The following is a 21149-nucleotide window of genomic DNA, read 5'->3' on the forward strand; positions in this document are numbered from 1 at the left end:
GTCCGGCCGATCTTGCCGGGCTCGCGTGCCCTGGTGCCGCACCTCGCTGCGTTGTCGTCGGTCACCGACTCCCCCGTAGCCCTTCGGGCACGGGAGGTGCCCCCACCGCGTCGATTTCTCCCCCTGCCTTCGGCGGGGGGACCCCCACCTCCGCCTTGCGATGTACGGCACCAGACCCCGCTCACTGATCCGGCCTGATCGACCGGACAGGACCTAGGACCACTCCTTCAGTACTGGGCCAGTACTGGGCCAGTACCGCACCTTCAGTACGCGGCGCGCGCGTCCTGCGTCTCGATGTGCATGCCGAGCGGCACGCGCCAGGAGTCGACGCACACGGTGTACGTCCGTGTCTTCGTGCTGCCCGCGGCGATCGGCGCGGGCAGCGGCTGGGCCGACTCGACGGTCGCCCAGTCGATGCCCAGCGCGCCGATGATGTGCGTCTCGAACGTGACGCTGCCCGATGGCACCGGCGAGCCTCCGGTGTTTCGGAACTCCAGCGTCACCTTCTCGCACCATCGTTTGTCCGTGGTGTCCCGCACGAGGTCCACGATGCTCAGCACGGCGGGCCCGGGCGGCGTCGCGGGCGGCGTGGTGCCGGGTGGTGTGGTGCCGGGCGGGGCCGTTCCGGGAGCGGTCGGTGCCGAGGTGCCGCCCGTGCCGGTGGACGGCCGGGAGGGCGGCTCGGTGTGCCCCGGTGCCGTGGGCGTGCCCGCTCCCGCGCCTGCGCCCGTACCCGTACCCGTGTCCGCGCTCGTGCCACCGCCCGACGGGCCGCCGGCAGAGGGTGCCCCCGCGGGCGGCGTCGTGCCGTCCAGCGGAAACAGCTCGACCTTGCCCGACGGCGTCACCGCATCCGCCGGCCCCTCCTCGGGCCCGGCTCCTGCGGCCCCGACGGCCACATAGCCGCCGCCGTTCCCGTCACCTCCGCAAGCGGCGAGCACCCCACCGAGGCAGAGCGCGACCCCCGCGAGCCCGTACCCGACCTGTCGCCGTCGCATCGGGCCAGTGTGTCTGACGGGCCGTCAATGAGGAACCCGTCAGCGGGGATCCCTGACTCCTCAAGCGCCGGAGAGGCTGAGTTTCAGCCCCTCCTGCGCTTGAGGATGACACCCGGGATCAGTCCCCGATGAGGCCCTCGCGGAGCTGGGCCAGCGTGCGCGTCAGCAGGCGGGAGACATGCATCTGGGAGATGCCGACCTCCTCGCCGATCTGCGACTGCGTCATGTTCGCGAAGAAGCGCAGCATGATGATCTGGCGCTCGCGCGGCGGGAGTTTGGCCAGCAGCGGCTTGAGCGACTCGCGGTACTCGACGCCCTCCAGCGCGCTGTCCTCGTAGCCCAGACGGTCCGCCAGGGAGCCCTCGCCGCCGTCGTCCTCGGGGGACGGGGAGTCGAGGGACGAGGCCGTGTACGCGTTGCCGACGGCGAGGCCGTCGACCACGTCCTCCTCGGACACACCGAGGACCGCGGCGAGTTCGGGCACCGTCGGGGAGCGGTCGAGCTTCTGGGCCAGCTCGTCGCTCGCCTTCGTCAGGGCGAGCCGCAGCTCCTGGAGCCGGCGCGGCACCCGCACCGACCAACTCGTGTCGCGGAAGAAGCGCTTGATCTCGCCGACGACGGTCGGCATCGCGAACGTCGGGAACTCCACGCCCCGTTCGCAGTCGAACCGGTCGATCGCCTTGATCAGGCCGATCGTGCCGACCTGGACGATGTCCTCCATCGGTTCGTTGCGGCTGCGGAAGCGGGCCGCCGCGTACCGGACGAGCGGCAGATTGAGCTCGATGAGGGTGTCGCGTACATACGTACGCTCCGGGCTGTCCTGGTCCAGAGTGGCCAGCCGCAGGAAGAGGGAGCGGGAGAGTGTGCGGGTGTCGATGGCTTCCGGGGCCGCCGACACTTCCGGGGCTTCCGGAGAAGCCGGTGCCGGCAGCGGCACGGGCTCCGGAAGCACGTCGGGCGAGGGAGCGCTCAACTCACGCGTGAGCACCTTAGAGCTGCCCTGTTCTGCGGACATGCCACCCCCTGGAGGTCGCGGACGGTCGCGTGGGCCGCGACCATCGGAGGAACGCAGCCTCCACCTGAATACCGGAGGCGGGGCCGCGGCAAACGCGGTTTCCGCAGAATGTCACATGTCGGCAACACGCTGTAGTGACATGTCGACAACGGAGCGTCAGATCAGTGCAGGAAAAAGGGGGTCTGCGGCTTTTGCGCCCCGCAAAATGGGCTGAAAGGGGTCTACCCGTTTCGGTTACGCCTCGATCCTGTTTGCGGATCTCAATCGCGCGAAGCTCCGGGCGAGGAGCCTTGACACATGCATCTGGGACACTCCCAGCTCCGCACTGATCTGCGACTGCGTCAGATTGCTGTAGTACCGGAGCAGCAGAATCCGCTGCTCCCTTTCGGGCAGCTGTACGAGCAGATGGCGTACGAGATCGCGGTGCTCGACCCCGGCCAGCGCCGGGTCCTCGTAACCCAGCCGGTCCAGCAGCCCGGGCAGCCCGTCGCCCTCCTGGGCGGCTTCCAGCGAGGTCGCGTGGTACGACCGCCCCGCCTCGATGCAGGCGAGGACCTCGTCCTCGGAGATCTTCAGCCGCTCGGCGATCTCCGCGGTCGTCGGGGAGCGTCCGTGCGCCGTGGTCAGGTCCTCGGTCGCGCCGTTGACCTGCACCCACAGCTCGTGCAGCCGGCGCGGCACATGCACGGTCCGTACGTTGTCGCGGAAGTACCGCTTGATCTCGCCGACGACGGTCGGCATCGCGAACGTGGGGAACTGGACCCCGCGGTCGGGGTCGAACCGGTCGATCGCGTTGATCAGGCCGATCGTGCCGACCTGGACCACGTCCTCCATCGGTTCGTTGCGGCTGCGGAAGCGGGCGGCGGCGTACCGGACGAGCGGCAGATTGGCCTCGATCAGCGCCGCACGCACCCGTGTGTGCTCGGGACTGCCCGGCTCCAGGTCCTTGAGCTGGGCGAACAGCACCTGGGTGAGCGCCCTGGTGTCCGCGCCCCGGCTCTGGGGTCTGGCGGCGGGGACCTCGCTCTCGTTCAGGGGCGGCACTTGAGGCGCAGTACTGGCCGGCACGGTCACGCCACCCCTTCACGGTTCGAACAGCGGATCGATCTCGGTCAACTCATCCGTCAAAAGCGGTCATAGCATCACAAGACATGTCCACTGTGTGCAAGCACCGTATAACGCCGTGTTGAGGGCAAGTTGGGGCGCTGTGTTTTCTCGGGGGACGACCCCCGAACCCCGGGTGAGAACGGCAAAGCCCCCCGCCGTTGCGGCGGGGGGCCGGGGCGCCGGGGTCGGCGGGTGGCTCAGAACTCGTAGTCGGCGATCACCCACGTGGCGAACTCGCGCCACTGTCCGGCGGCCGCCTGGTGGGCCGGATGCTCGAGGTAGCGCTTCAGGGCGTCCGTGTCCGCGACCGCCGAATTGATCGCGAAGTCGTAGGCGATCGGCCGTTCGGTGATGTTCCAGGCGCACTCCCAGAACTCCAGCTCGGGGATGACCCCGCCGAGCTCCTGGAAAGCCTTCACGCCGGCGACGACGCGGGGCTCGTCGCGCCGGACGCCCTCGTCGAGCTTGAACAGGACCAGATGGCGGATCAAGGGGACGCTCCTCGTGTCGAGCTAGTTGACGAGCTCGGTCATGAACTCTCCGACGCCTTGAGCGGCGCTCGAAATCCCTTCGAACCCTACCTGGACCAGGTCAGCCGCGCGTGACGGGGAGTTGATGATCGTGTACAGGACGAAGACGACGACTATGTAGAGGGCGATCTTCTTCGTTTGCACCATCGGTCCTGCCTCCCCTGCGGCCCCTGCCAAGTCGCGTGAGTCTAACTGAGCCTTTATGGACCAAGGACCCGGAGATCCGGGCCCTTTGCCCGGCCCGGTAACGGTGCCCATCGGCGCAGGATGGGAGATGAACCCGGAGGATCCGGCAGGAATCCGAAGGGTGAGGAACCGGCCCCCACTGCGGGGTCCCCGGCCGTGAGCTTCCCCCCGAGAGCGGCCCGGGTCCGGCGGACCGGTTCCCGTAGGGGGGGAGCGGCTTGTCCCCCTGATGCCGCTCCCCCCGTCCTCCTCTCTCCTTCTCTCCTCGGAAGGCAGCAGGGGCGGGCGAACGGCGACTGCAACGCGGAAGGGCCCCGGTGCCGGACACCGGGGCCCTTCTGTGCCTGCTTCCGCCCTCTTCCCGGGACGGATGGAAATCCAGGGGCGACGATGATTCCGGAGCGGCAGGACGGTCTCCATTGCCGTAAGCCCGAGCGAGGAAGAGGAGCGAGTCCCATGCGCATCGTCATCAGTGAGTTCATGAGCCTGGACGGCGTCGTGCAGGCGCCGGGCGGACCCGACGAGGACACCGAAGGCGGCTTCGCCCACGGCGGCTGGACGCACCCGTTCTTCGATCCGGAGGTGGTGGGCGGCGCCTTCGACGATGCGCTGCGCAAGGCCGATGCGCTGCTCTTCGGGCGCCGCACCTGGCAGACGATGGCCGCGGCGTGGCCCGAGCGGGCCGGCGACCCGTTCGCCGACCGGATGAACGCCATCCCGAAGTACGTCGTGTCCGAGACGCTGGGCGACTCCGAGCTGACGTGGGACAACACCACGCGCATCCCCGGCGACAAGGCCGTCGCCCGCATCCGGGAGCTGCACGAGAGCGCCGGCGGCGATCTGTTGGTCATGGGGAGCCCCACGCTCGTGCGCACCCTCCTGCACGAGGGCCTGGTCGACGAGCTCCGGCTCATGATCATGCCGGTGATCCTCGGCGGCGGAAAAACGATCTTCCCCGGGGACGGTGCGCTGCGCGCGTTCGAGCTGGTCTCCACGGTCACCAGCGCGACGGGCGTGCAGGTGTGCACCTACCGTTCGCCGAGGAGCGACGGAAACTGAGCCGGAACAGCACGAAGGGGCGCGCCAGGCGATGCCAGGTCGCCGTGCCCTTCGACGGCCCCGCCGGTCCCCGGCGGGGCCGTCCGCAGTCAGTTCACGACCCTGACGGAGTCGCAGCCCAGGAAGGTGTGCACCTGCCCGCCCGGGGCCCTGTACTTGCCCTTCAGGCAGGCCCGGGTCGAGGTGAGGTTCAGCCCCGACTCGTTCGGCTTGAAGTGCAGGACGAGGTCGGTGTCGCCGTCGCGGGTTCGCTCGTCCAGCTCGTAGGAGTCACCGGGGTGGCCCCTGCCGTGGGTCTCCCTGGCTCCGGCGGGGGTGGCGGTGTTGAACAGCCGTTCCCGCAGGCCCCAGTAGGTCTGGGACACGTCGATGTCCGTCGCGTCGAAGTCCAGCGGCAGGCGGTACTCCCCGGCCCGGGTGGTCAGCGCGGCCAGGGTGGCGTCGGTGTTGAGGTTGACGGAGTTCGGGAAGCCGCCCGGCCGGACGTTGACCGCGATGGGCACCACGCAGTCGATCTGGAACGCGGTGGATGCGGTGTTGTTGCTCGGGTCCGGATCGACGTCCTCGGCGTTCTTCAACGCCAGCTTGGAGTCGAGCCGTACGTGCTTGACGCCGGGCGAGGTGCATTCGAGCCGCGCGGTGTACGTGGCCTTCTGCGGCGTGCCCACGCTCAGCGCCGTCTGCTGGGCGGTCTCCGTCGCCGGAGTGACGCTCACCCCGGCATCCGCGGTGGCCGTGGTGGTCAGCACGGTGTCGACCGGGCTGGACGGGCCGTCGTTGGCGACGGTGACCTCCAGCGAGGCCGTGCCGGGCTCGCCGATGAGTACCTCCAGCGGACTGGTGGCCCTGGCCTCGGTGATCCGCACATCGGCCTTGGCGATGACCCTGGTCTCCGCGGTGGCGGTGTTGTCGGCCGGCTGTGAGTCCGGGCCGGCGAGGTTGGCCGCCGTCGAGGTGGCGCTGATCGTCTTGGGCCCGGCGTTGCGGTAGACCAGGTCCGCCGGGACCTGCGCGCTGATCGTGTACTGCCTGCGCTCTCCCTGCGGCACCTCGCTCAGGTTGCAGGTGACCGTCCGGCCGGCAGTCAGGCAGGGGGCGGTCGCGACCGGGTCGGTGACGTCGGCGGGTAGCTCGGTGGTGATCTGGGTGGACGTGGACGAGTTGGGACCGTTGTTGAACACGTCGACCGTCCAGGTCAGGCGCTCACCGGCGGCGACCGGATCCGGTGCGTCGGTCATGGTCACGATGAGGTCCGTGGTGTTGATGAGCCCCAGGATCCGCTCGGCCTCCTCGGCGGTCGGAAGGGGCGGGAACTCCCTCGGGGGCTGCACTTCACCGGCCTTCGGGAAGCGGTCCGGCATGGAGGTCCCGACCAGGGTCCAGTCGTCGTGGCCCTTCATCGGACTGTCGGTGGTGCTGTTCTCGCAATCCTTCGGACCCGCGTCATCGATGTTGACGACCTGGACCGCGTCGCCGTCGTCACCGAAGCCCCACGGATTGTCGCCGTTCCAGTCCGGGTTCCTGTTCAGCGGGTTGGTGCGCTTGACGCCCCTTCCGTTCGAGAAGACGAACCGGTTGGCGTTGTCGCGCGGGTCGAGCACCTGGCTCTCGCGGAGGTCGTTCTCCCTGAGCTCTTCCAGCGGTGCCTTGGACCGGCCCGGCACATCGCCGCTCGGCCGGCCGTCCGTCGTGACGCGCGCGGGCGAGAAGTCGACGATCATTCCGCCGCCCAGGCGCGGGATGCCGGAATTCATGTCGTAGTTCATCACGCTCACGTAGTTGGGCTTGCAGTTGTGCTCCTCGTCCCCGCCGTGGTCCAGGCCGAGGTTGTGTCCCAGTTCGTGCATGAGGGACCCGGCGTCGCGGCGGTAGAGGATGATGTCGGTTCCCTGGGCCTCGCCGCCGGCGTCGCAGTCCGGGCCCTCGGTCGTGTAGAGGACGTAGTTGAACGCCTTCTGACGTTGGGCCTGGTGCCGGGCGTTCTTGGTCTCGTAGAACGTGGTGTCGAGCTTGCAGTTGTTCAGCGGGCTCGGAATCTGCTCGCCGCCTCCCAGGTCCTCACCGACGATGCAGTCCGGGTCCTCCTCGTCCCTCTTGCCGTCTTCGTCGTCGTCGGTGTCGTTGTCGCAGTTGGCGGTGAAGTCCTCGACGCCGAGGTCGCGGTAGCGGCAGTTCGGATCGGAGCCGTCCGGACCGTGCTTCCTGTCGTTGTCCACTCCGTCGTTGCAGGTGCCCTGCGGCGGGCCCTCCATGGCGTTTCTGTCATACAGGCCACCGGTGTCGACGTGCAGGGTGATGCCGTCCCCGCCCGCCGGATTCGACAGCGGGGCCAGTGCGAAGGCGCGCTTGACCTCCTCGACCGTCTGGTGGGACGGCTGCGTTCCCGCCGAGTGGTCGAGCTCGAGGAAGATGTCCTTGTGGAGCGGGTCCGCCTTGAAGGCCGGGAGGTCGACGGCCATCGATCCGTTCGGGTTGCGCACGCCGAAGCGTTCGTACCGGTCGGCGATGCCGTCCTGGTCGGCGTCGCTGTGGTCGCTGCTGAAGATGGTCAGCCCGAGTGCGGCGCGCTTGCCGTCGCCGTCGTTGGGGAAGTTGGGGTCGCCGTCGCCGATGGCGCACGCCTGACCCTGCGGCTTCTGGTCGCGGTCGAGACACGGCGTGTCCAGAGCGGCCCCGTGCCCGATCGAGTCGCCGGACCAGCTGTCGGTGAGCACGTTGTACTTGAGGTTGAGGTCGATGTCCTGGTTCTGCGGACTGATGTCCATCCGGTCGTCCGCGAAGTTGGTCCCGCCGTCCTCGTCCTTGATCTGCACGTTGATGTCGAGCTCGGTCTGGTCGACGGGAAGGGTGACCTCCTGGGTGAAGACCCACGGGCCCGGCGACAGGGTGTTCGGGTGGAAGGCGTCGTCGGAGACGACCCGGCCCCGCTGCAACGCGTTGTCCCCGATCTTCACCTCCGGATAGAACTCACCCTCCTCGTCGATGCCGTCGTCGGGGACCTCGAACCGCTCGAACCAGTCCAGGCTGACGGTGACGGTGAGGCCCAGCGGCGGCGGAGGAGCGGCCTCCGCAGGCCCGGGCAGCCCGGGCATCAGCCACAGGCCCGGTAGCAGCAGGCCGGCCGCCGCAGCGACCGCGGCCAGGCGTTGTCGGGTGGATGGTCGGGGGGACTTCGGCATTCTGCCTCCGCGTGTACGCGAACCCCCGCCCGATGCACAGGAACCGGCATGAGTGCAGAGCAAGGGATCATTTGCTCATGAATCGTGCCAGTCGGTGCGAAGACTATTCGGACGACGAACGAGAGTTCCGCCCGAACGGATGAAGGGGAAGTCCCCCCGGACCTGCGCACGTCGCCGCCGGCTTCATCCGGTCAGCGAGGTGGTCCGAAAGAAACGGCTCGCTTTCTCGTGGCTGCTGTACGACAGCTCGCGCGCCGATGCCCGTCCAATGCCGCCCGGCGGAAACCGAGACGGAAGATCGCGAAAGGGCGGCCCCATCGGGACCGCCCTTTCGTCTACCAGCGGTAGCGGAGGGATTTGAACCCTCGGTGACTTGCGCCACACTCGCTTTCGAGGCGAGCTCCTTCGGCCGCTCGGACACGCTACCGGGAGAGAGCTTAGCCCAAGGTGGGCCGTGCTCTGAAATCGATATCGGTCAGCGCTCCGTCAGCGGTCCCGGAAGAACGCCGACAACTGCTCCGAGCACTCCGGCTCCAGCACCCCGAGGATCACTTCCGGGCGGTGGTTGAGCCGCCGGTCCCGTACGAGATCCCAGAGCGAGCCGGCCGCGCCCGCCTTCTCGTCCCGCGCGCCGTAGACCACCCGGTCCACCCGGGACAGCACCAGCGCGCCCGCGCACATCGTGCACGGCTCCAGTGTCACGACGAGGGTGCAGCCGGTGAGCCGCCACTCCCCGCGCCTGGCCGCGGCCCTCCGGAGCGCGAGCACCTCGGCGTGCGCGGTCGGGTCACCGGTCAGCTCGCGTTCGTTGTGGCCCGTGGCGAGGACCGCCCCGTCCGGGTCCAGGACGACGGCGCCGACCGGTACGTCACCGGCCTGCGCCGCCCGCGCCGCCTCCTTGAGGGCGAGACGCATGGGCGCCTCCCACGGAGCACGTACGGGGTCCACGGGCGCTTCGGTCACTAGCGGACGGTCTCCAGCACCTCGGCGGCACCCAGCGCGTCGGCGATCTCACCGAGCGCGTCCGTGTCCAGGGCCAGCAGCTCCTTCTCGGACATGCCCAGGTCCGCGAGGATCTCGCGGTCGCCGGCCGGTCCGGTCGGGACGAACTCCGCCGAGACCGAGGTCTCCTCCTCTTCCTCCTCGTCGTCCGCCACGGCGGGCTCGCCGTCCTCCGTGCCGTCGAGGTCCAGCGAGTCCAGGTCGGCGTCGTCGTCGTCCTGGTCCCCGCCCAGCAGTTCCTTGGTGAGGATCTCCCCGTACGAGGAGCGGGCGGCCGCGGCCGCGTCCGAGACGTAGATACGAGGATCCTCCTCGCCCTCCACGCGGACGACGCCGAACCACGCGTCCTCCTGCTCGATGAAGACGAGCACCGTGTCCTCGTCCATCGAGGCCTCGCGGGCCAAGTCGGTCAGATCCGACAGGGTCTCCACATCGTCGAGCTCTGTGTCGCTCGCTTCCCACCCGTCTTCGGTGCGCGCGAGCAGTGCGGCGAAGTACACCGTGACTCTCCCACTGATCAGAGTTGTGACGACCGGCGGTGCGCTTGGTGCCCCGCCCTTTCGGAATCGTGACAGAAACAACGGCTTCGCGAGAGGTCTTCCGGCGTTGCGTCGTGCACGCGTTCAGTCAAGAGCGCCCACATGCGTGCACTCGGGGCTCACCAGCGGAAGGTGCGCATCCGCATGGCCTGGCGCATCCTGGCCGCCCGCGCCCGCCGTGGCTGGACGCGCTCGCGCAGCGCCTTCGCCTCGTTCAGCTCGCGCAGGAACTGGGCGCGCCGCCGGCGTCGATCGGCGTCGGCATCCTGTTCCCGTTCCCGTTCCCGCTCCTGTTCTGTCTGTGCCCGCGGGTCCGGCGGATCCCGCGGGTCCTGCTGTTCCCGGTCCGGCATCGGCCACACCACCTCGGTGCTGGAAGGGGCATGTCCCACCTTCCCTCCGAAGCGGCCGTTGATGCCAGGGGGTGGCTGCTCCCGGCTACTGTTGGGCCCATGCGGATCCACGTCGTCGACCACCCCCTGGTGGCGCACAAGCTCACCACCCTGCGCGACCAGCGCACCGACTCCCCGACCTTCCGGCGGCTCGCCGACGAGCTGGTGACCCTGCTCGCGTACGAGGCCACCCGGGACGTGCGCACCGAGCAGATCGACATCCAGACCCCGGTGTCGCGGACCACGGGCGTCAAGCTCTCCCGCCCGCGACCGCTGGTGGTGCCGATCCTGCGGGCCGGGCTCGGCATGCTCGACGGCATGGTGCGGCTGCTGCCGACCGCCGAGGTGGGCTTCCTCGGGATGATCCGCGACGAGGAGACCCTCGAGGCGTCGACGTACGCGACACGCATGCCCGAGGACCTCTCCGGCCGCCAGGTGTACGTCCTGGACCCGATGCTGGCCACCGGCGGCACGCTGGTGGCGGCCATCCAGGAGCTGATCAAGCGCGGTGCGGACGATGTGACCGCGGTCGTGCTGCTGGCGGCGCCGGAGGGCGTCGAGGTCATGGAGCGCGAGCTGGCGGGCACGCCGGTGACGGTCGTCACGGCCTCGGTCGACGAGCGGCTCAACGAGCAGGGCTACATCGTCCCGGGCCTGGGCGACGCGGGCGACCGGATGTACGGCGCGGCGGAGTAGCGCGCACAGTCCCGCCCGCCCTCGCGCGGGCGGGCGGCGGGACTGCGACGGTCAGGAGCGGCTGCTCGGCGAGCAGCCGCTCAGCACTGTCGTCAGCACGTCGTGGCCGACTTCGGCGGGGTGGCAAGGGCCGCCAGCGCCCTGTCCGATGCCGGTTTGGCGGTGAGCGCCTTGAAGGCGGTGCCCAGGATCAGATCGACGTCCGCGGTCTTGCGGGCGTCCGTCCTGAGCTGGGTGCCGGCCAGCTGTGTGGCGAGCACCCGGAACGATCCTTCGTGCGCGGGGGAGGCGCCCAGCAGTATCGCGGTGCCGGGGACCTTCTTGTCGTACTCCACCGGGGCATTGCCCACCTTGCCGATGGCGAACCCGCGTTTGCGCAGCTCGTCGGCGGTGGCCTTGGCGAGTCCGCTGCGCGGGGTCGCGTTGTAGACGTTCACCGTGATCTGGGCGGGTTTCGGTGGGAGGGGCGCGGCGGAGACGGTCACCCGGGGCCTGCAGGCCGCCTGGCCCGACTTGGCCGTGGTCTTCTTCCCGCCGCCCGTGAACACATCGATGAGCTGCAGCGTCCCCCAGCCGCCGAGGCCTAGGACGGCCGCGGCTGCGACGACTGCGAGCACGATCCTGCGGCGGCGTCGGGGGCGGCGCATACGCGGATAGGCGTTGCCCGTAATGCGGTACTTTCCGCCCATGCCTGGGGGAGTGAGCATGCTCATGGGCGCAGCGTAGTGCGGTCGCGCGGCCCTGCCTACTAAACGATCATCGCACTGAGCCCGTATGGGTCGGAAACTCCGCCCGTACGGGTCGGAAAACGCCGTGGATCCGGGCCCGGGAAGATCGGCCGACCGTCGGGCCGGTGTGGGGTCGGGCCGAAGTGTCGGCGGGGCGTCCGGCCGTCAGTCCAGCTCCAGCACGCGGGCGTGCAGCACCTGGCGCTGCTGGAGCGCCGCGCGCACGGCGCGGTGCAGTCCGTCCTCGAGGTACAGATCGCCCTGCCACTTCACGACGTGGGCGAAGAGATCGCCGTAGAACGTGGAGTCCTCGGCGAGCAGGGTCTCGAGATCCAGCTGGCCCTTGGTGGTCACGAGCTGATCGAGGCGGACCGGGCGCGGCGCGACATCCGCCCACTGCCGGGTGCTTTCCCGGCCATGGTCGGGATACGGCCGCCCGTTGCCGATGCGCTTGAAGATCACACGGAAAGCCTACCGGGCAAGCGGCGGTCGGCGCAGCCAGGCGGCGCCGGTGCGATCCCGGGCAAAAACCTACAAACCGGGAATCGGGGCTCTGTCATGAGCGAGCCCGAGCCGTCCCTGACCGCCCCGCAGCCCGCCACCTCGGCTCAGCCGGGGGTCGATTCCCGCCGAGGCCGGAGAGATCGTGGCCGGTTACGCCATCTCGGGGCCGGCGCTCGACCTGGGTGCGCTCCGTGCGGCTGATTCGCTCGAAGGGGGTCGGCATCCGGCGTACGACCTGGAGGAGGTGCTCATATCGCTGGGCATCGGCGGCCCGCCGCAGGCGGTGACCGGGCCCCGGCGGTGTGCTCGGTACCGCACGGGCGGCCCGTGTGTCCGTCCTCGAACCCGGACGGGCTTGATGTGTGCCGGGCACCGGGATACGGAAACGCCGGTAGGGCTCCTGAGAAGCCCCACCGGCGTTCCAGGTGAGGGTCCCTGCGCCCGCAGGGCGTAGGGGTCCGGGCGGAAGGGCGGAGCCCCGTTACTCCGTCACGTCGTGGTCGTGGCCGTCGTGGAGGCCGCCGCCGCTGCCCGCGTCGCCGTCCGTGGGGACGGTGACGACCGGCTTGCGGAGCGAGCTCAGGTCCTGGGCGTAGGTGCCGACCGCGTTGGCGATGACGTCGATGTTGACGTCGAACGCCGTCATGTCGATGTTCTTGATGTCGTCGCACTTGGCGTGGTAGCACGCGTCGTACGCGACCCCGGCCGTGCCGCCGAACTTCGCGGCCTGCGCAGCGGTCTTGATGCCCTCCGCACCGGTGAAGGTGCCCCCGGACGCGATGCCCGCCTCGACGAACGGGCCGTAGTCGGAGCGGCCGGTGAAGTCCGTGCCCTCGTGCGGCTTGCCCAGCTTGTCCATGAACTCGTTGATGTCGCGCTCGAGCTGCGCGGAGCCCGCCGGGCCCGCCGGTGCGCCGACGCCGTCCGAGTTGTCGCCGTCGTACACGAACAGACCGTAGTTCGGCGACGCGATCATGTCGAAGTTGAGGTAGAGCTTGATCTCCTTCTTGCCCAGCTCGCTGAGGTTCGCGACGTAGTGCTCCGAGCCGAGCAGACCGTTCTCCTCCGCGCCCCACCAGGCGAAGCGCACCTTGTTGGCGGGCCGCTTGTGGGACTCGGCGAGCTCCAGGGCGACTTCGAGCAGGCCGGCGGAGCCGGAGCCGTTGTCGTTGATGCCGGGGCCCGCCACGACGGAGTCCAGGTGGGCTCCGAGCATCACCGTGTTGGCGGCGTTGCCGTGCTTGGTCTCCGCGATGACGTTGCGGGTGGTGCGCTTCTCCTGGAGCTGGCGGATCTCGAAGTCGATGCTCACCGGCCCCTTCGCGAGGTCCGCGGCGAGCTTCTCGCCCTCGGCGAGGGTGACGCCGCCGGTCGGGATCTTGCCCGCCTCCGGGGCGCCGAGCGTGCCGGAGAGCACGCCCTCGGTGTTGTTGTAGATCACCGCGCCGATCGCGCCCGCGGCCGCCGCGTTCTCCTGCTTGAGGGCGAAAGTGCAGCCGCCGCGCTTGATCAGGGCGATCTTCCCGGTGAAGGCGCCGGCGGCGAAGTCGCCGGGCTCACAGCCGTTGGTGCCGTCGGCGTCGACGGGCGCGGCGACCAGATCCGCCTTCACACCGCCCACGGGCGTCGACTTGGTGTACGTCATCGCGGCTATCGCGACATCGCGCGGCGCGGGCGAGACCACCGACAGCCTCTGGGCCTTGGTCTCGGTGTAGATGAACTCGAAGTCCTGGTACGAGACGTCGTACCCGGCCTTCTTCAGGAGCTGGTAGACGTACGCGGCGGACGCGTCGTGGCCCAGCGTCCCGGCGGCGCGGTTGCCGCCGGCGCTGTCGGCTATCTGCTGGAACTTCTGGAGGTGCTGGTAGGCGTCCTTGGCGGACGACTCGCGTACCAGCCGCTTCGACAGCTTGGCTGCTTCCTTCGCCGCTTCCTTGGCAGGGTCGTGCCGGTGGGCGGTTGCGGGGGAGGCGGATGCCAGCAGGAGCGGGGTCGCGAGTGCGGCTGCGGCCAGGGTGGCCACGGCTCTGCGATGGGTTGCGTTCACAGAGGTCCTTCCCGGTGCGAACGAGGTTGAGGGGAAGTTAGCGATCTCTGATGGCTCTGTGAACAGTTGTGCCGCAACTCACGCGATATTTAGCCGCATTGACAGCAGGTTGTACGTCTTCGGGCGTAGGCGTAGGTCATTTGGCGGTCTTCGCCGCGCGCTTCATCTCCTGCTTGTACGAGCGCACCTTGGCCAGCGACTCGGGGCCCGTGATGTCCGCCGCCGAACGGTACGAGCCCTCCTCGCCGTACGGTCCCGCCGCCTCCCGCCAGCCCTCCGGCGTGACGCCGAACTGCTTGCCCAGCAGGGCCAGGAAGATCTGCGACTTCTGCTTGCCGAATCCGGGCAGCGCGTTGAGCCGCGCGAGCAGCTCCTTGCCCGTCGCGGCGTCCCGCCACAGCGCCGTCGCGTCGCCGTCGTACTCGTCCACGAGGTACTGGCACAGCTGCTGGATCCGCTTCGCCATGGATCCCGGGTAGCGGTGCACCGCCGGCTTCTCGGACAGCAGCGCGCCGAAGGCCTCCGGGTCGTGGGCGGCGATCTCGTGAGCGTCCAGGTCGTCGCTGCCGAGGCGCCGGGCGATCGTGTACGGGCCGGAGAAGGCCCATTCCATGGGGACCTGCTGGTCCAGCAGCATGCCGACCAGGGCGGCGAGCGGGCTGCGACCGAGGAGTTCGTCGGCTTCTGGCTGCTGGGCGAGATGAATCGTGGGGCTCATGCCCCGATGATGACGCCGGCGCGGTCGCCACGCACGTCCCGTCCGTCAGCCGGGCTTGCGGGCCTCGATCAGGAAGCGGGTCGTGTGCGCGACGAACGGGCCCTCCGCCTCGATCCGGTCGTGGAGCTCGCGGAGGCGGCCGCGGTACCGGGCCACGGTGAAGCCAGGGACCATCCAGACCACCTTCCGGAGGAAGTAGATCACCGCGCCGATGTCGAAGAACTCGGTGCGCAGCGACTCCGACCGCAGGTCGGTGATCTCCAGGCCCGCCGCCTCGGCCGCCGCCCGCGCGTCGTCCGGATGGCGGGCGCGGCGCACCTCCTCCGGCTGCGGTCCGAGGAAGTACTCGACCAGTTCGAAGACGCTGGCGGGGCCGACCTGCTGGGAGAAGTACGTGCCGCCCCGCCGCAGTACGCGGGCGATCTCGTCCCACCGAACGGTCACCGGGTGGCGGCTGACGACGAGGTCGAAGGCCTCGTCGCCGAAGGGGAGCGGCGGCTCGTCGGTGTCGACGACGACGGCCACGCCCAGCGGGTGGAGCAGCTTGGTGGCCCTGGCGACGTTCGGCGGCCAGGACTCCGTGGCCACCATGAGCGGCGGCAGCTTCGGCGCTCCGGCGAGGACCTCCCCGCCGCCCGTCTGGATGTCGAGGGCGGCGGAGGCCCGCGCCAGCCGCTCGCTCATCAGGCGCTGGTAGCCCCAGGACGGGCGCTGCTCGGTGGCCCGGCCGTCGAGCCACGAGAAGTCCCAGCCGGCCACGGACACGGACTCGGCCTCGGCGACGAGGTGGTCGAACGTGCGAGTCATGGACCGATCGTCCCTCCGGACACGGCCTCTGCCAACTGGTTTGCCATGGCCACGTCTGTCCCACACGAACGGTCCGTGTTCACGCCATGGCTATTCCCGCGTGGCGGAAGGACCCGTCCAGTCCGCCGCCACATGGCCGAGCCGTACGCGCTGCGGATGGTCGCCCACCGGCACGCTCGCCACCTTCCGCCCGGTCGCGAAGTCGATCGCCGTGACCGTGTCGGCGCCGCTCTCGGAGATGACGCAGGACTTGCCGTCCCCGCTCACCGTCGCCCAGTACGGCTTCGACGCCGCGACGAGCGGCCCCTCCTGGAGGGTCGCCCGGTCGACGACCGTTGCGTAGTCGTCCATCGTCCCGGCGATGCAGAGCTTGTCGCCCTTCGGGCTCATCGACAGGCCGTGGTGGCGCGAGTCGTTGACCCAGGTCGTGCGGTCCTCGCTGGTGGCCGGGTTCTTCGGGAGCGTCTTCTGGCGGGTGATCCTGTCGGCGGCGACGTCGTACTCGAGGAAGCCGTTGAAGAACGACACCTGGAAGTAGAGCTTCGACTCGTCGGGCGTGAACGCCACCGGCCGTACCGCGTCGGACAGGTCCTTGCGGCCGAACGCGTCCAGCCGCTGCCGCATGTCGATGACCTTCACCGTCCCGTAGGTCTGTGCGTCCACGACCGTGATCTTCCGGTCGCCCTTGGTCCAGTCGAAGAACGGGTCGTCGAGTGCGGTGTTGACCTCCCCGATGGCCATGTTCCAGATGTATCTGCCGTCGGCCGTGAAGACGTTCTCGTGCGGCTTGTCCCCGGTCGTGAACGAGCCGGTCTCGCGGCCGGTCCCGATGTCCAGGACATGCACGGTGTTCGACGTGGAGGCGGACACGGCGACGCGCTTGCCGTCCGGGGAGACGGCCATGTGGTCGGAGCGGTAGCCGGACACGGGGAAGCGCCAGTTGACCTTGTTGGTGGCGACATCGATCGAGGCGACGTCGGCGAAGCTGGGGCGCGAGACGACGATCGCCGACCCGTCGGGGGTCGAGTACATGTCGTCCACGAACTGGTCGTGGCCCTCGCCCACCGTCATCCGTATCCCGAGGAAGTAGGCCAGCTTCACGGGGTTGAGGTGGATCTCCAGCAGCCGCTCGTCCTTGTCCGGAACGACATTGATCCGGCCGACCTTCGTGAGGGCTCCGGACGATTCGAGTACGTCGGCGGTGCCTTCCCAGTTGTTCCCGACGAAGAGCACCTCCCGGAGGCCGTCGGGGGACGTGGTCGCGGCCGCCGGGGCCGCGGACGTCGCGCTGAGGGCCAGGGCTGCGGCGAGGGCGGCGACGGCAGGGGTCAGTGCTGTCTTCACGGTGCGCTCCTGAAGGCGTGGGGCAGGGGCGTGGGGCAGGAGGGAGACAGGAACTTACTGCGCGGTAAGGTACTGGCGGGTCAGATGAAAGGCCAGACTCCGGACCGGACTCGATCCGGACTCAGCTCAGCCCGGCCGCCCGCAGCTGGAGATAGCGGGCCTCCGGGACGCTGAGCGTGCGCTGGGCCGCCCGCTGGTACGCCGCCCGCGCACCCTCCCGGTCCCCGGCCTTCTCCAGCAGATGGGCCCGTACGGCATCGAGCCGGTGGTGCCCCGCCAACCGGTCCTCCAGCTTCGCCACTTCGGCCAGCCCCGCCTCCGGCCCTTCCACCATGGCCACGGCCACCGCCCTCCCCAGCTCGGCCATCGGCTCGGGTGCCCTGCGTAGGAGCACGTCGTACAGGGCGAGGATCTGCGGCCAGTCGGTGTCCTCCGCCCGCGCCGCCTCGTCGTGGAGCGCCGCGATCGCCGCCTGCAACTGGTAGGCGCCCGCGGGTCCTTCGGAGAGGGCCTCCTCCACCAGGGCCGTGCCCTCGGCGATCGCGTCGCGGTTCCACAGCGTGCGGTCCTGCTCGTCGAGGGGGATGAGCTCGCCGTGCGGGCCGGTGCGGGCCGCACTCCGCGCCTCGGTGAGGAGCATGAGGGCCAGCAGCCCGGTGACCGCGCCCTCCCGGGGCAGCAGCCTGCGTACGGCACGGGTCAGCCGGATCGCCTCGTGGGCCAGGTCGGCGCGGTGCAGCGCGGCGCCCGAGGTGGCCGTGTAGCCCTCGTTGAAGATCAGGTAGAGGACCTGGAGCACCGCCGCCAGCCGCCGGTCGCGGTCCTCGGGGACCGGCGGGCGGAAGGGCACGCCCTTGATCCTCGCCTTGGCCCGGCTGATGCGCTGGGCCGTCGTCGCCTCGGGCAGCAGCAGCGCGCGGGCGATCTCCGCCGTCGTCAGACCGCCGACGGCCCGCAGCGTGAGCGCGATCTGCGCGGCGGGCGTCAGATCGGGATGGCAGCAGAGGAACAGCAGTGTGAGGGTGTCGTCATCGGAAGGCGCCCTGCCCTCACCGGGCGGCGGGGCGACGAAGGCGTCCCTGGGCGCGAGCTGCGCGGCCGTCTCCTCGCGGCGGCGTCGCGCCTCGTCGCTGCGCAGCTGGTCGGTGAGGCGCCGCGAGGCCACCTTGATCAGCCAGCCGCGCGGATTGTCCGGCACGCCCGCATCGGGCCACTGCTGCGCGGCGGCGAGCAGCGCCTCCTGTACGGCGTCCTCGGCGGGGCCGAAGTGTCCGTACCGGCGTACCAGCGCGCCGAGGACCTGCGGCGCGTGCAGACGCAGCAGGTCCTCGACCTCGGTCGGGCGCTTCACCGGCAGAGGTCGCCCCCGCCGTCCTGGATCGGACGGATGACCACCGGGTAGTCGGGCGCGCCCTCGGGGGACGGGCACCGGGCGATACGGGCCGCGATCTCGGTCACCCGGTCGAAGCTCTCGCATTCCAGCACCCAGTACCCGGCGAGCAGCTCCTTCGTCTCGCCGTAGGGACCGTCCGAGATGACCGGGCGGCCGTCCTCGCCCGTGCTCACGAAGCGGGTCTGCGCGGGCTCGACCAGGCCCTGCCCGTCCACGAGCTCACCGGTTTCGGCCAGGTCGTTGTTGACGGCCTCCATGAAGGAGAACATCGCCTGCAGGTCCTTCTCGCTCCAGGCCGGGCTGTGCTCGGAGGCCTTGCCGCTCATCGCGTCGTAGTCGGCCTGCGAGCCCTGAACCATCACCAGGTACTTCATGGTTTCGCTCCCTCGGGTGGGGTGCCGCCCCTTGTGGGCAACTCTCACAGGGGACGTCGGAGCGGATGACGGTTTCTCGACACGGCACGCGAGAATTTTTTGCGGCCTTCGCGATCCTCGCCGTCAGGTGCCCTGCGACGCCTCCTCCCGCAGGCGCAGCACCTCGTAGAGGACGCTGTTCACGGGCGTCGCCGTCCCCGTCCGCTCGCCGATGCGCACCACCGCGCCGGTCAGGGCCTCCAGCTCGGAGGGGAGACCGGCCACGAGGTCGCGGTGCAGCGACGTCGTACCGGTGGCGGGCTGCTGGTCGAGGAACGCCATCGCCGTCGCTACGACATCGTCCGGCAGCTTGACGTCCGTCGCCAGCGCCACCTGCCGGATCTCGGTCATCGCCGCCACGAGCAGCTGCCGGGTCCCCGGCCGGGTGCGCAGGACCCCGAACGGCGCGTCCGTCACGGCGCCGAGCCCGCCGGGCGGCACGACGAACAGGAACTTCGCCCAGAGCTCGGCCCAGATGTCCTCGGACAACACGGCCGTCACCCCGTCCGCCGCGTCGAGTGCGGCCCGCAGCCGCCCGACCCGGTCCGTCGGCCGGTTGTCCCACTCCGCGAAGGCCAGCAGGCCGGGTCCGCCGACATGACGTACCCGCCCGGGACCGTCGAGCTGCGCGATGATCTTCGCTGTGCCCGGCAGGACCGCGTCCCGGCCGATGGCCCCGGCGACCTCGGAGGGCGCCTCGACCCCGTTCTGGAGCGTGACCACGGCTGTGTCGGTGCCCAGGAGCGGACGCAGTGCGTCGATGGCGGACGGCAGCTGCCACGTCTTCACGCACAGGAGTACGTAGTCCACCTCGCCGATCTCCGCCGTGTCGTCCGTCGCACGGGCCGGCGACACGGCGAAGTCGCCCGCCACGCTCTCCACGGTGAGCCCGTCGCGCCGGAGCGCTTCGAGGTGGGGGCCGCGGGCGACGAAGGCGACGTCGTGGCCGGCGAGCGCGAGGCGGCCGCCGAAGTAGCCGCCGACACCGCCGGTGCCGATCACGGCGATCTTCAGGGGATTCTTCGCGCTCATGGGGCCACCTTCAGCAGCAGCTTGCCCGTCGACGTCCGGCCGCCCATCAGTGCGTGCGCCCCGGCCGCGTCCTCCAGGGGGAACTCCGCGGTGACCGGAAGCTCCACGACTCCGTCCGTGACGGTGCGGAAGGCGCGTTCGGCGAGGGCCCGCAGCGCCTCGGGGGCGGTCTGCGCGAGCGCGAGGATGGAGAAGCCCGCGACCGTACGGCCGGATCCGTAGAGCTCGGCGGGACCCACCTGCCAGGGCTCCGCCCCGCTCGCGTTGCCGTACGACACGAGCCGCCCGAAGACGGCGAGCGCGTCGAGACCGCGGCGGAGGGTGTCACCGCCCACCGGGTCGAGCAGCAGGTCGACGCCGCGGCCGTCGGTGGCACGGCGGACCTCGTCCGGGAAGGAGTCACCGACGAACACCTCGTCGTAGCCGTGCTCGAGTGCGTGCCCGGCCTTCGCGGCCGACGACACCACGCCGTACACCGCCCTCGCGCCCGCCGCCCGCGCCAGCTGCCCGGCCGCCGTGCCGACGCCGCCCGCCGCGCCGTGGACCAGCACGGTCTCGCCGGCGCGCAGCCGTCCCACCTCGTGCAGCAGGGCGTGCGCGGTCGGCAGCACGGTGGGGAGCGTCGCGCCGGTGCGCAGATCCACCCCTTCGGGCAGCGGGAACACCGAGGCGGCCGGTACCGCCACGACCTCGGCGTACCCGCCCGCGGCGGTGAGCGCGGCGACCTCCTGGCCCGGGCGCAGGTCCGCCACGTCCGTGCCGACGGCCCGGATCCGGCCCGAGACCTCGAGGCCGGGGACGTAGGGCAGGGCGGGGACCCGGTAGCCCTCGGCCCGCGCCTTGAGGTCCGCGAAGTTCACGCCCGCGTAGGCGACGTCGATGGTGACCTCGCCCGGTCCCGGATCGGGTGCGTCGGTCCGTACGACCTTCAGCACCTCGGGACCGCCGTACTCATGGATCTCGACCGCACGCACAGCAGTACACATCCTTCGAAGTGTTCAATGGGAGTCGAACACTCGAAGTGTATGATCCTCATCGAACACTCGGCAAGAGAACAAGAGAAGGAGCAGGCGGCCATGACCGATGGGACGGCGGCGAGCGGCGGACACCGCGCCGCCCCTGTGCACACGCACCCCGACGAGGTCCCCGTCCTGGTCGCCCTCTCCGCGCTCGCCGACCCCGTGCGCATCCAGCTCGTGCGTGAGCTCGCGGGCTCTGCCGACTGGACGCGCGCCTGCGGCAGCTTCGACGTACCGGTCGGCAAGGCGGCGCTCAGCCACCATTTCTCGGTCCTGCGCGCGGCCGGCCTGGTCGAACAGCGCGACGAGGGACCCAAGCGCGTCAACCGGCTGCGCCGCGAGGAGTTCGACGCACGCTTCCCTGGGCTGCTGGCCCTGGTCCTGCGTCCGGACGAGGACCGCCGCCGGGAGGCCGGACCCGACGCTCCCGACGGCGGCTGA

General features: G+C 70.3%; 22 protein-coding genes and 1 tRNA gene. 3 read left to right on the forward strand and 20 right to left on the reverse strand.

Features of this window, described 5'->3' with window-relative positions; genetic code table 11:
* Nucleotides 1–263 precede the first annotated feature (263 nt).
* The 5 genes from ACWCXB_RS28510 to ACWCXB_RS28530 form a co-directional block, all read right to left on the reverse strand.
* Nucleotides 264–998 (reverse strand): hypothetical protein, encoded by a 735-nt coding sequence (locus ACWCXB_RS28510; protein ID WP_450726625.1) that lies wholly within the window; start codon nt 996–998, stop codon nt 264–266.
* Nucleotides 999–1116: 118 nt separating this feature from the next.
* Nucleotides 1117–2013 (reverse strand): RNA polymerase sigma factor SigF, encoded by an 897-nt coding sequence (locus ACWCXB_RS28515; RefSeq protein ID WP_450726626.1) that lies wholly within the window; start codon nt 2011–2013, stop codon nt 1117–1119.
* A gap of 234 nt (nt 2014–2247) precedes the next feature.
* The gene (locus ACWCXB_RS28520) at nt 2248–3081 is read right to left on the reverse strand and encodes an RNA polymerase sigma factor SigF (RefSeq protein ID WP_450726627.1); all 834 of its coding nucleotides are present in this window, start codon (nt 3079–3081) and stop codon (nt 2248–2250) included.
* A 236-nt stretch (nt 3082–3317) separates the two neighbouring features.
* Nucleotides 3318–3611 (reverse strand): Dabb family protein, encoded by a 294-nt coding sequence (locus ACWCXB_RS28525; protein ID WP_450726628.1) that lies wholly within the window; start codon nt 3609–3611, stop codon nt 3318–3320.
* Nucleotides 3612–3632: 21 nt separating this feature from the next.
* Nucleotides 3633–3797: a hypothetical protein gene (locus ACWCXB_RS28530; RefSeq protein ID WP_450726629.1), complete on the reverse strand. Its 165-nt coding sequence runs from the start codon at nt 3795–3797 to the stop codon at nt 3633–3635.
* A 495-nt stretch (nt 3798–4292) separates the two neighbouring features.
* On the opposite strand from ACWCXB_RS28530, the gene ACWCXB_RS28535 reads away from it, so the two are divergent.
* Nucleotides 4293–4895 (forward strand): dihydrofolate reductase family protein, encoded by a 603-nt coding sequence (locus ACWCXB_RS28535; RefSeq protein WP_450726630.1) that lies wholly within the window; start codon nt 4293–4295, stop codon nt 4893–4895.
* 89 nt (nt 4896–4984) lie between these two features.
* Here ACWCXB_RS28535 and ACWCXB_RS28540 read toward each other — a convergent pair whose 3' ends face one another.
* The 5 genes from ACWCXB_RS28540 to ACWCXB_RS28560 form a co-directional block, all read right to left on the reverse strand.
* Nucleotides 4985–8074: a CARDB domain-containing protein gene (locus ACWCXB_RS28540; protein ID WP_450726631.1), complete on the reverse strand. Its 3090-nt coding sequence runs from the start codon at nt 8072–8074 to the stop codon at nt 4985–4987.
* Between the two features lie 342 nt (nt 8075–8416).
* Nucleotides 8417–8501: transfer RNA gene (locus tag ACWCXB_RS28545), tRNA-Ser, on the reverse strand.
* Between the two features lie 59 nt (nt 8502–8560).
* On the reverse strand, nt 8561–8989 hold the full coding sequence (tadA, locus tag ACWCXB_RS28550; protein WP_450726632.1) for a tRNA adenosine(34) deaminase TadA: 429 nt from the start codon (nt 8987–8989) through the stop codon (nt 8561–8563).
* 47 nt (nt 8990–9036) lie between these two features.
* On the reverse strand, nt 9037–9576 hold the full coding sequence (locus ACWCXB_RS28555) for a tRNA adenosine deaminase-associated protein (RefSeq protein WP_450726633.1): 540 nt from the start codon (nt 9574–9576) through the stop codon (nt 9037–9039).
* Nucleotides 9577–9734: 158 nt separating this feature from the next.
* The gene (locus ACWCXB_RS28560) at nt 9735–9968 is read right to left on the reverse strand and encodes a hypothetical protein (protein WP_450726634.1); all 234 of its coding nucleotides are present in this window, start codon (nt 9966–9968) and stop codon (nt 9735–9737) included.
* Nucleotides 9969–10067: 99 nt separating this feature from the next.
* On the opposite strand from ACWCXB_RS28560, the gene upp reads away from it, so the two are divergent.
* A complete protein-coding gene (gene upp / locus ACWCXB_RS28565) occupies nt 10068–10703 on the forward strand; it encodes a uracil phosphoribosyltransferase (protein WP_450726635.1) in 636 nt (211 codons plus the stop codon).
* A gap of 92 nt (nt 10704–10795) precedes the next feature.
* Here the strand turns inward: upp and ACWCXB_RS28570 are convergent, their stop codons facing one another.
* The 10 genes from ACWCXB_RS28570 to ACWCXB_RS28615 all read right to left on the reverse strand — a co-directional run bounded on the left by ACWCXB_RS28570 (nt 10796) and on the right by ACWCXB_RS28615 (nt 20663).
* Nucleotides 10796–11416: a LytR C-terminal domain-containing protein gene (locus ACWCXB_RS28570; protein WP_450726636.1), complete on the reverse strand. Its 621-nt coding sequence runs from the start codon at nt 11414–11416 to the stop codon at nt 10796–10798.
* Nucleotides 11417–11596: 180 nt separating this feature from the next.
* Nucleotides 11597–11893: a type II toxin-antitoxin system VapB family antitoxin gene (locus tag ACWCXB_RS28575; protein WP_003999914.1), complete on the reverse strand. Its 297-nt coding sequence runs from the start codon at nt 11891–11893 to the stop codon at nt 11597–11599.
* 523 nt (nt 11894–12416) lie between these two features.
* Nucleotides 12417–13958, reverse strand: a complete 1542-nt coding sequence (locus ACWCXB_RS28580; RefSeq protein ID WP_450726687.1) for a M28 family metallopeptidase — start codon at nt 13956–13958, stop codon at nt 12417–12419.
* Nucleotides 13959–14118: 160 nt separating this feature from the next.
* On the reverse strand, nt 14119–14700 hold the full coding sequence (locus ACWCXB_RS28585) for an HhH-GPD-type base excision DNA repair protein (RefSeq protein WP_450726637.1): 582 nt from the start codon (nt 14698–14700) through the stop codon (nt 14119–14121).
* Between the two features lie 45 nt (nt 14701–14745).
* Complete coding sequence (locus ACWCXB_RS28590) at nt 14746–15507, reverse strand: class I SAM-dependent methyltransferase (protein ID WP_450726638.1); 762 nt, start codon at nt 15505–15507, stop codon at nt 14746–14748.
* Between the two features lie 90 nt (nt 15508–15597).
* Complete coding sequence (locus ACWCXB_RS28595; RefSeq protein ID WP_450726639.1) at nt 15598–16851, reverse strand: YncE family protein; 1254 nt, start codon at nt 16849–16851, stop codon at nt 15598–15600.
* 121 nt (nt 16852–16972) lie between these two features.
* Nucleotides 16973–18202, reverse strand: a complete 1230-nt coding sequence (locus ACWCXB_RS28600; RefSeq protein WP_450726640.1) for an RNA polymerase sigma factor — start codon at nt 18200–18202, stop codon at nt 16973–16975.
* A complete protein-coding gene (locus ACWCXB_RS28605; protein ID WP_450726641.1) occupies nt 18199–18618 on the reverse strand; it encodes a YciI family protein in 420 nt (139 codons plus the stop codon). The genes ACWCXB_RS28600 and ACWCXB_RS28605 overlap by 4 nt, the downstream gene beginning before the upstream one ends.
* Nucleotides 18619–18741: 123 nt before the next feature.
* The gene (locus tag ACWCXB_RS28610; protein WP_450726642.1) at nt 18742–19689 is read right to left on the reverse strand and encodes a 2-dehydropantoate 2-reductase; all 948 of its coding nucleotides are present in this window, start codon (nt 19687–19689) and stop codon (nt 18742–18744) included.
* Complete coding sequence (locus ACWCXB_RS28615) at nt 19686–20663, reverse strand: quinone oxidoreductase family protein (protein ID WP_450726688.1); 978 nt, start codon at nt 20661–20663, stop codon at nt 19686–19688. Before ACWCXB_RS28615 ends, ACWCXB_RS28610 begins: the two co-directional genes overlap by 4 nt.
* Before the next feature lie 102 nt (nt 20664–20765).
* On the opposite strand from ACWCXB_RS28615, the gene ACWCXB_RS28620 reads away from it, so the two are divergent.
* Entirely contained in the window at nt 20766–21149 is a 384-nt protein-coding gene (locus tag ACWCXB_RS28620; protein WP_450726643.1) for an ArsR/SmtB family transcription factor, read from the forward strand.

The organism is Streptomyces sp. NPDC001514, from assembly GCF_053597075.1.

Excerpts from the sequence above, each read along its gene's own strand:
- ACWCXB_RS28560 (WP_450726634.1), bottom strand. The coding sequence starts at position 9,968 with ATGCCGGACCGGGAACAGCAGGACCCGCGGGATCCGCCGGACCCGCGG.
- tadA (WP_450726632.1), bottom strand. The coding sequence starts at position 8,989 with ATGCGTCTCGCCCTCAAGGAGGCGGCGCGGGCGGCGCAGGCCGGTGAC.
- ACWCXB_RS28610 (WP_450726642.1), bottom strand. The coding sequence starts at position 19,689 with ATGAGCGCGAAGAATCCCCTGAAGATCGCCGTGATCGGCACCGGCGGT.
- ACWCXB_RS28570 (WP_450726636.1), bottom strand. The coding sequence starts at position 11,416 with ATGAGCATGCTCACTCCCCCAGGCATGGGCGGAAAGTACCGCATTACG.
- ACWCXB_RS28510 (WP_450726625.1), bottom strand. The coding sequence starts at position 998 with ATGCGACGGCGACAGGTCGGGTACGGGCTCGCGGGGGTCGCGCTCTGC.
- ACWCXB_RS28605 (WP_450726641.1), bottom strand. The coding sequence starts at position 18,618 with ATGAAGTACCTGGTGATGGTTCAGGGCTCGCAGGCCGACTACGACGCG.
- ACWCXB_RS28620 (WP_450726643.1), top strand. The coding sequence starts at position 20,766 with ATGACCGATGGGACGGCGGCGAGCGGCGGACACCGCGCCGCCCCTGTG.
- ACWCXB_RS28530 (WP_450726629.1), bottom strand. The coding sequence starts at position 3,797 with ATGGTGCAAACGAAGAAGATCGCCCTCTACATAGTCGTCGTCTTCGTC.
- ACWCXB_RS28515 (WP_450726626.1), bottom strand. The coding sequence starts at position 2,013 with ATGTCCGCAGAACAGGGCAGCTCTAAGGTGCTCACGCGTGAGTTGAGC.
- ACWCXB_RS28590 (WP_450726638.1), bottom strand. The coding sequence starts at position 15,507 with ATGACTCGCACGTTCGACCACCTCGTCGCCGAGGCCGAGTCCGTGTCC.
- upp (WP_450726635.1), top strand. The coding sequence starts at position 10,068 with ATGCGGATCCACGTCGTCGACCACCCCCTGGTGGCGCACAAGCTCACC.
- ACWCXB_RS28540 (WP_450726631.1), bottom strand. The coding sequence starts at position 8,074 with ATGCCGAAGTCCCCCCGACCATCCACCCGACAACGCCTGGCCGCGGTC.
- ACWCXB_RS28535 (WP_450726630.1), top strand. The coding sequence starts at position 4,293 with ATGCGCATCGTCATCAGTGAGTTCATGAGCCTGGACGGCGTCGTGCAG.
- ACWCXB_RS28585 (WP_450726637.1), bottom strand. The coding sequence starts at position 14,700 with ATGAGCCCCACGATTCATCTCGCCCAGCAGCCAGAAGCCGACGAACTC.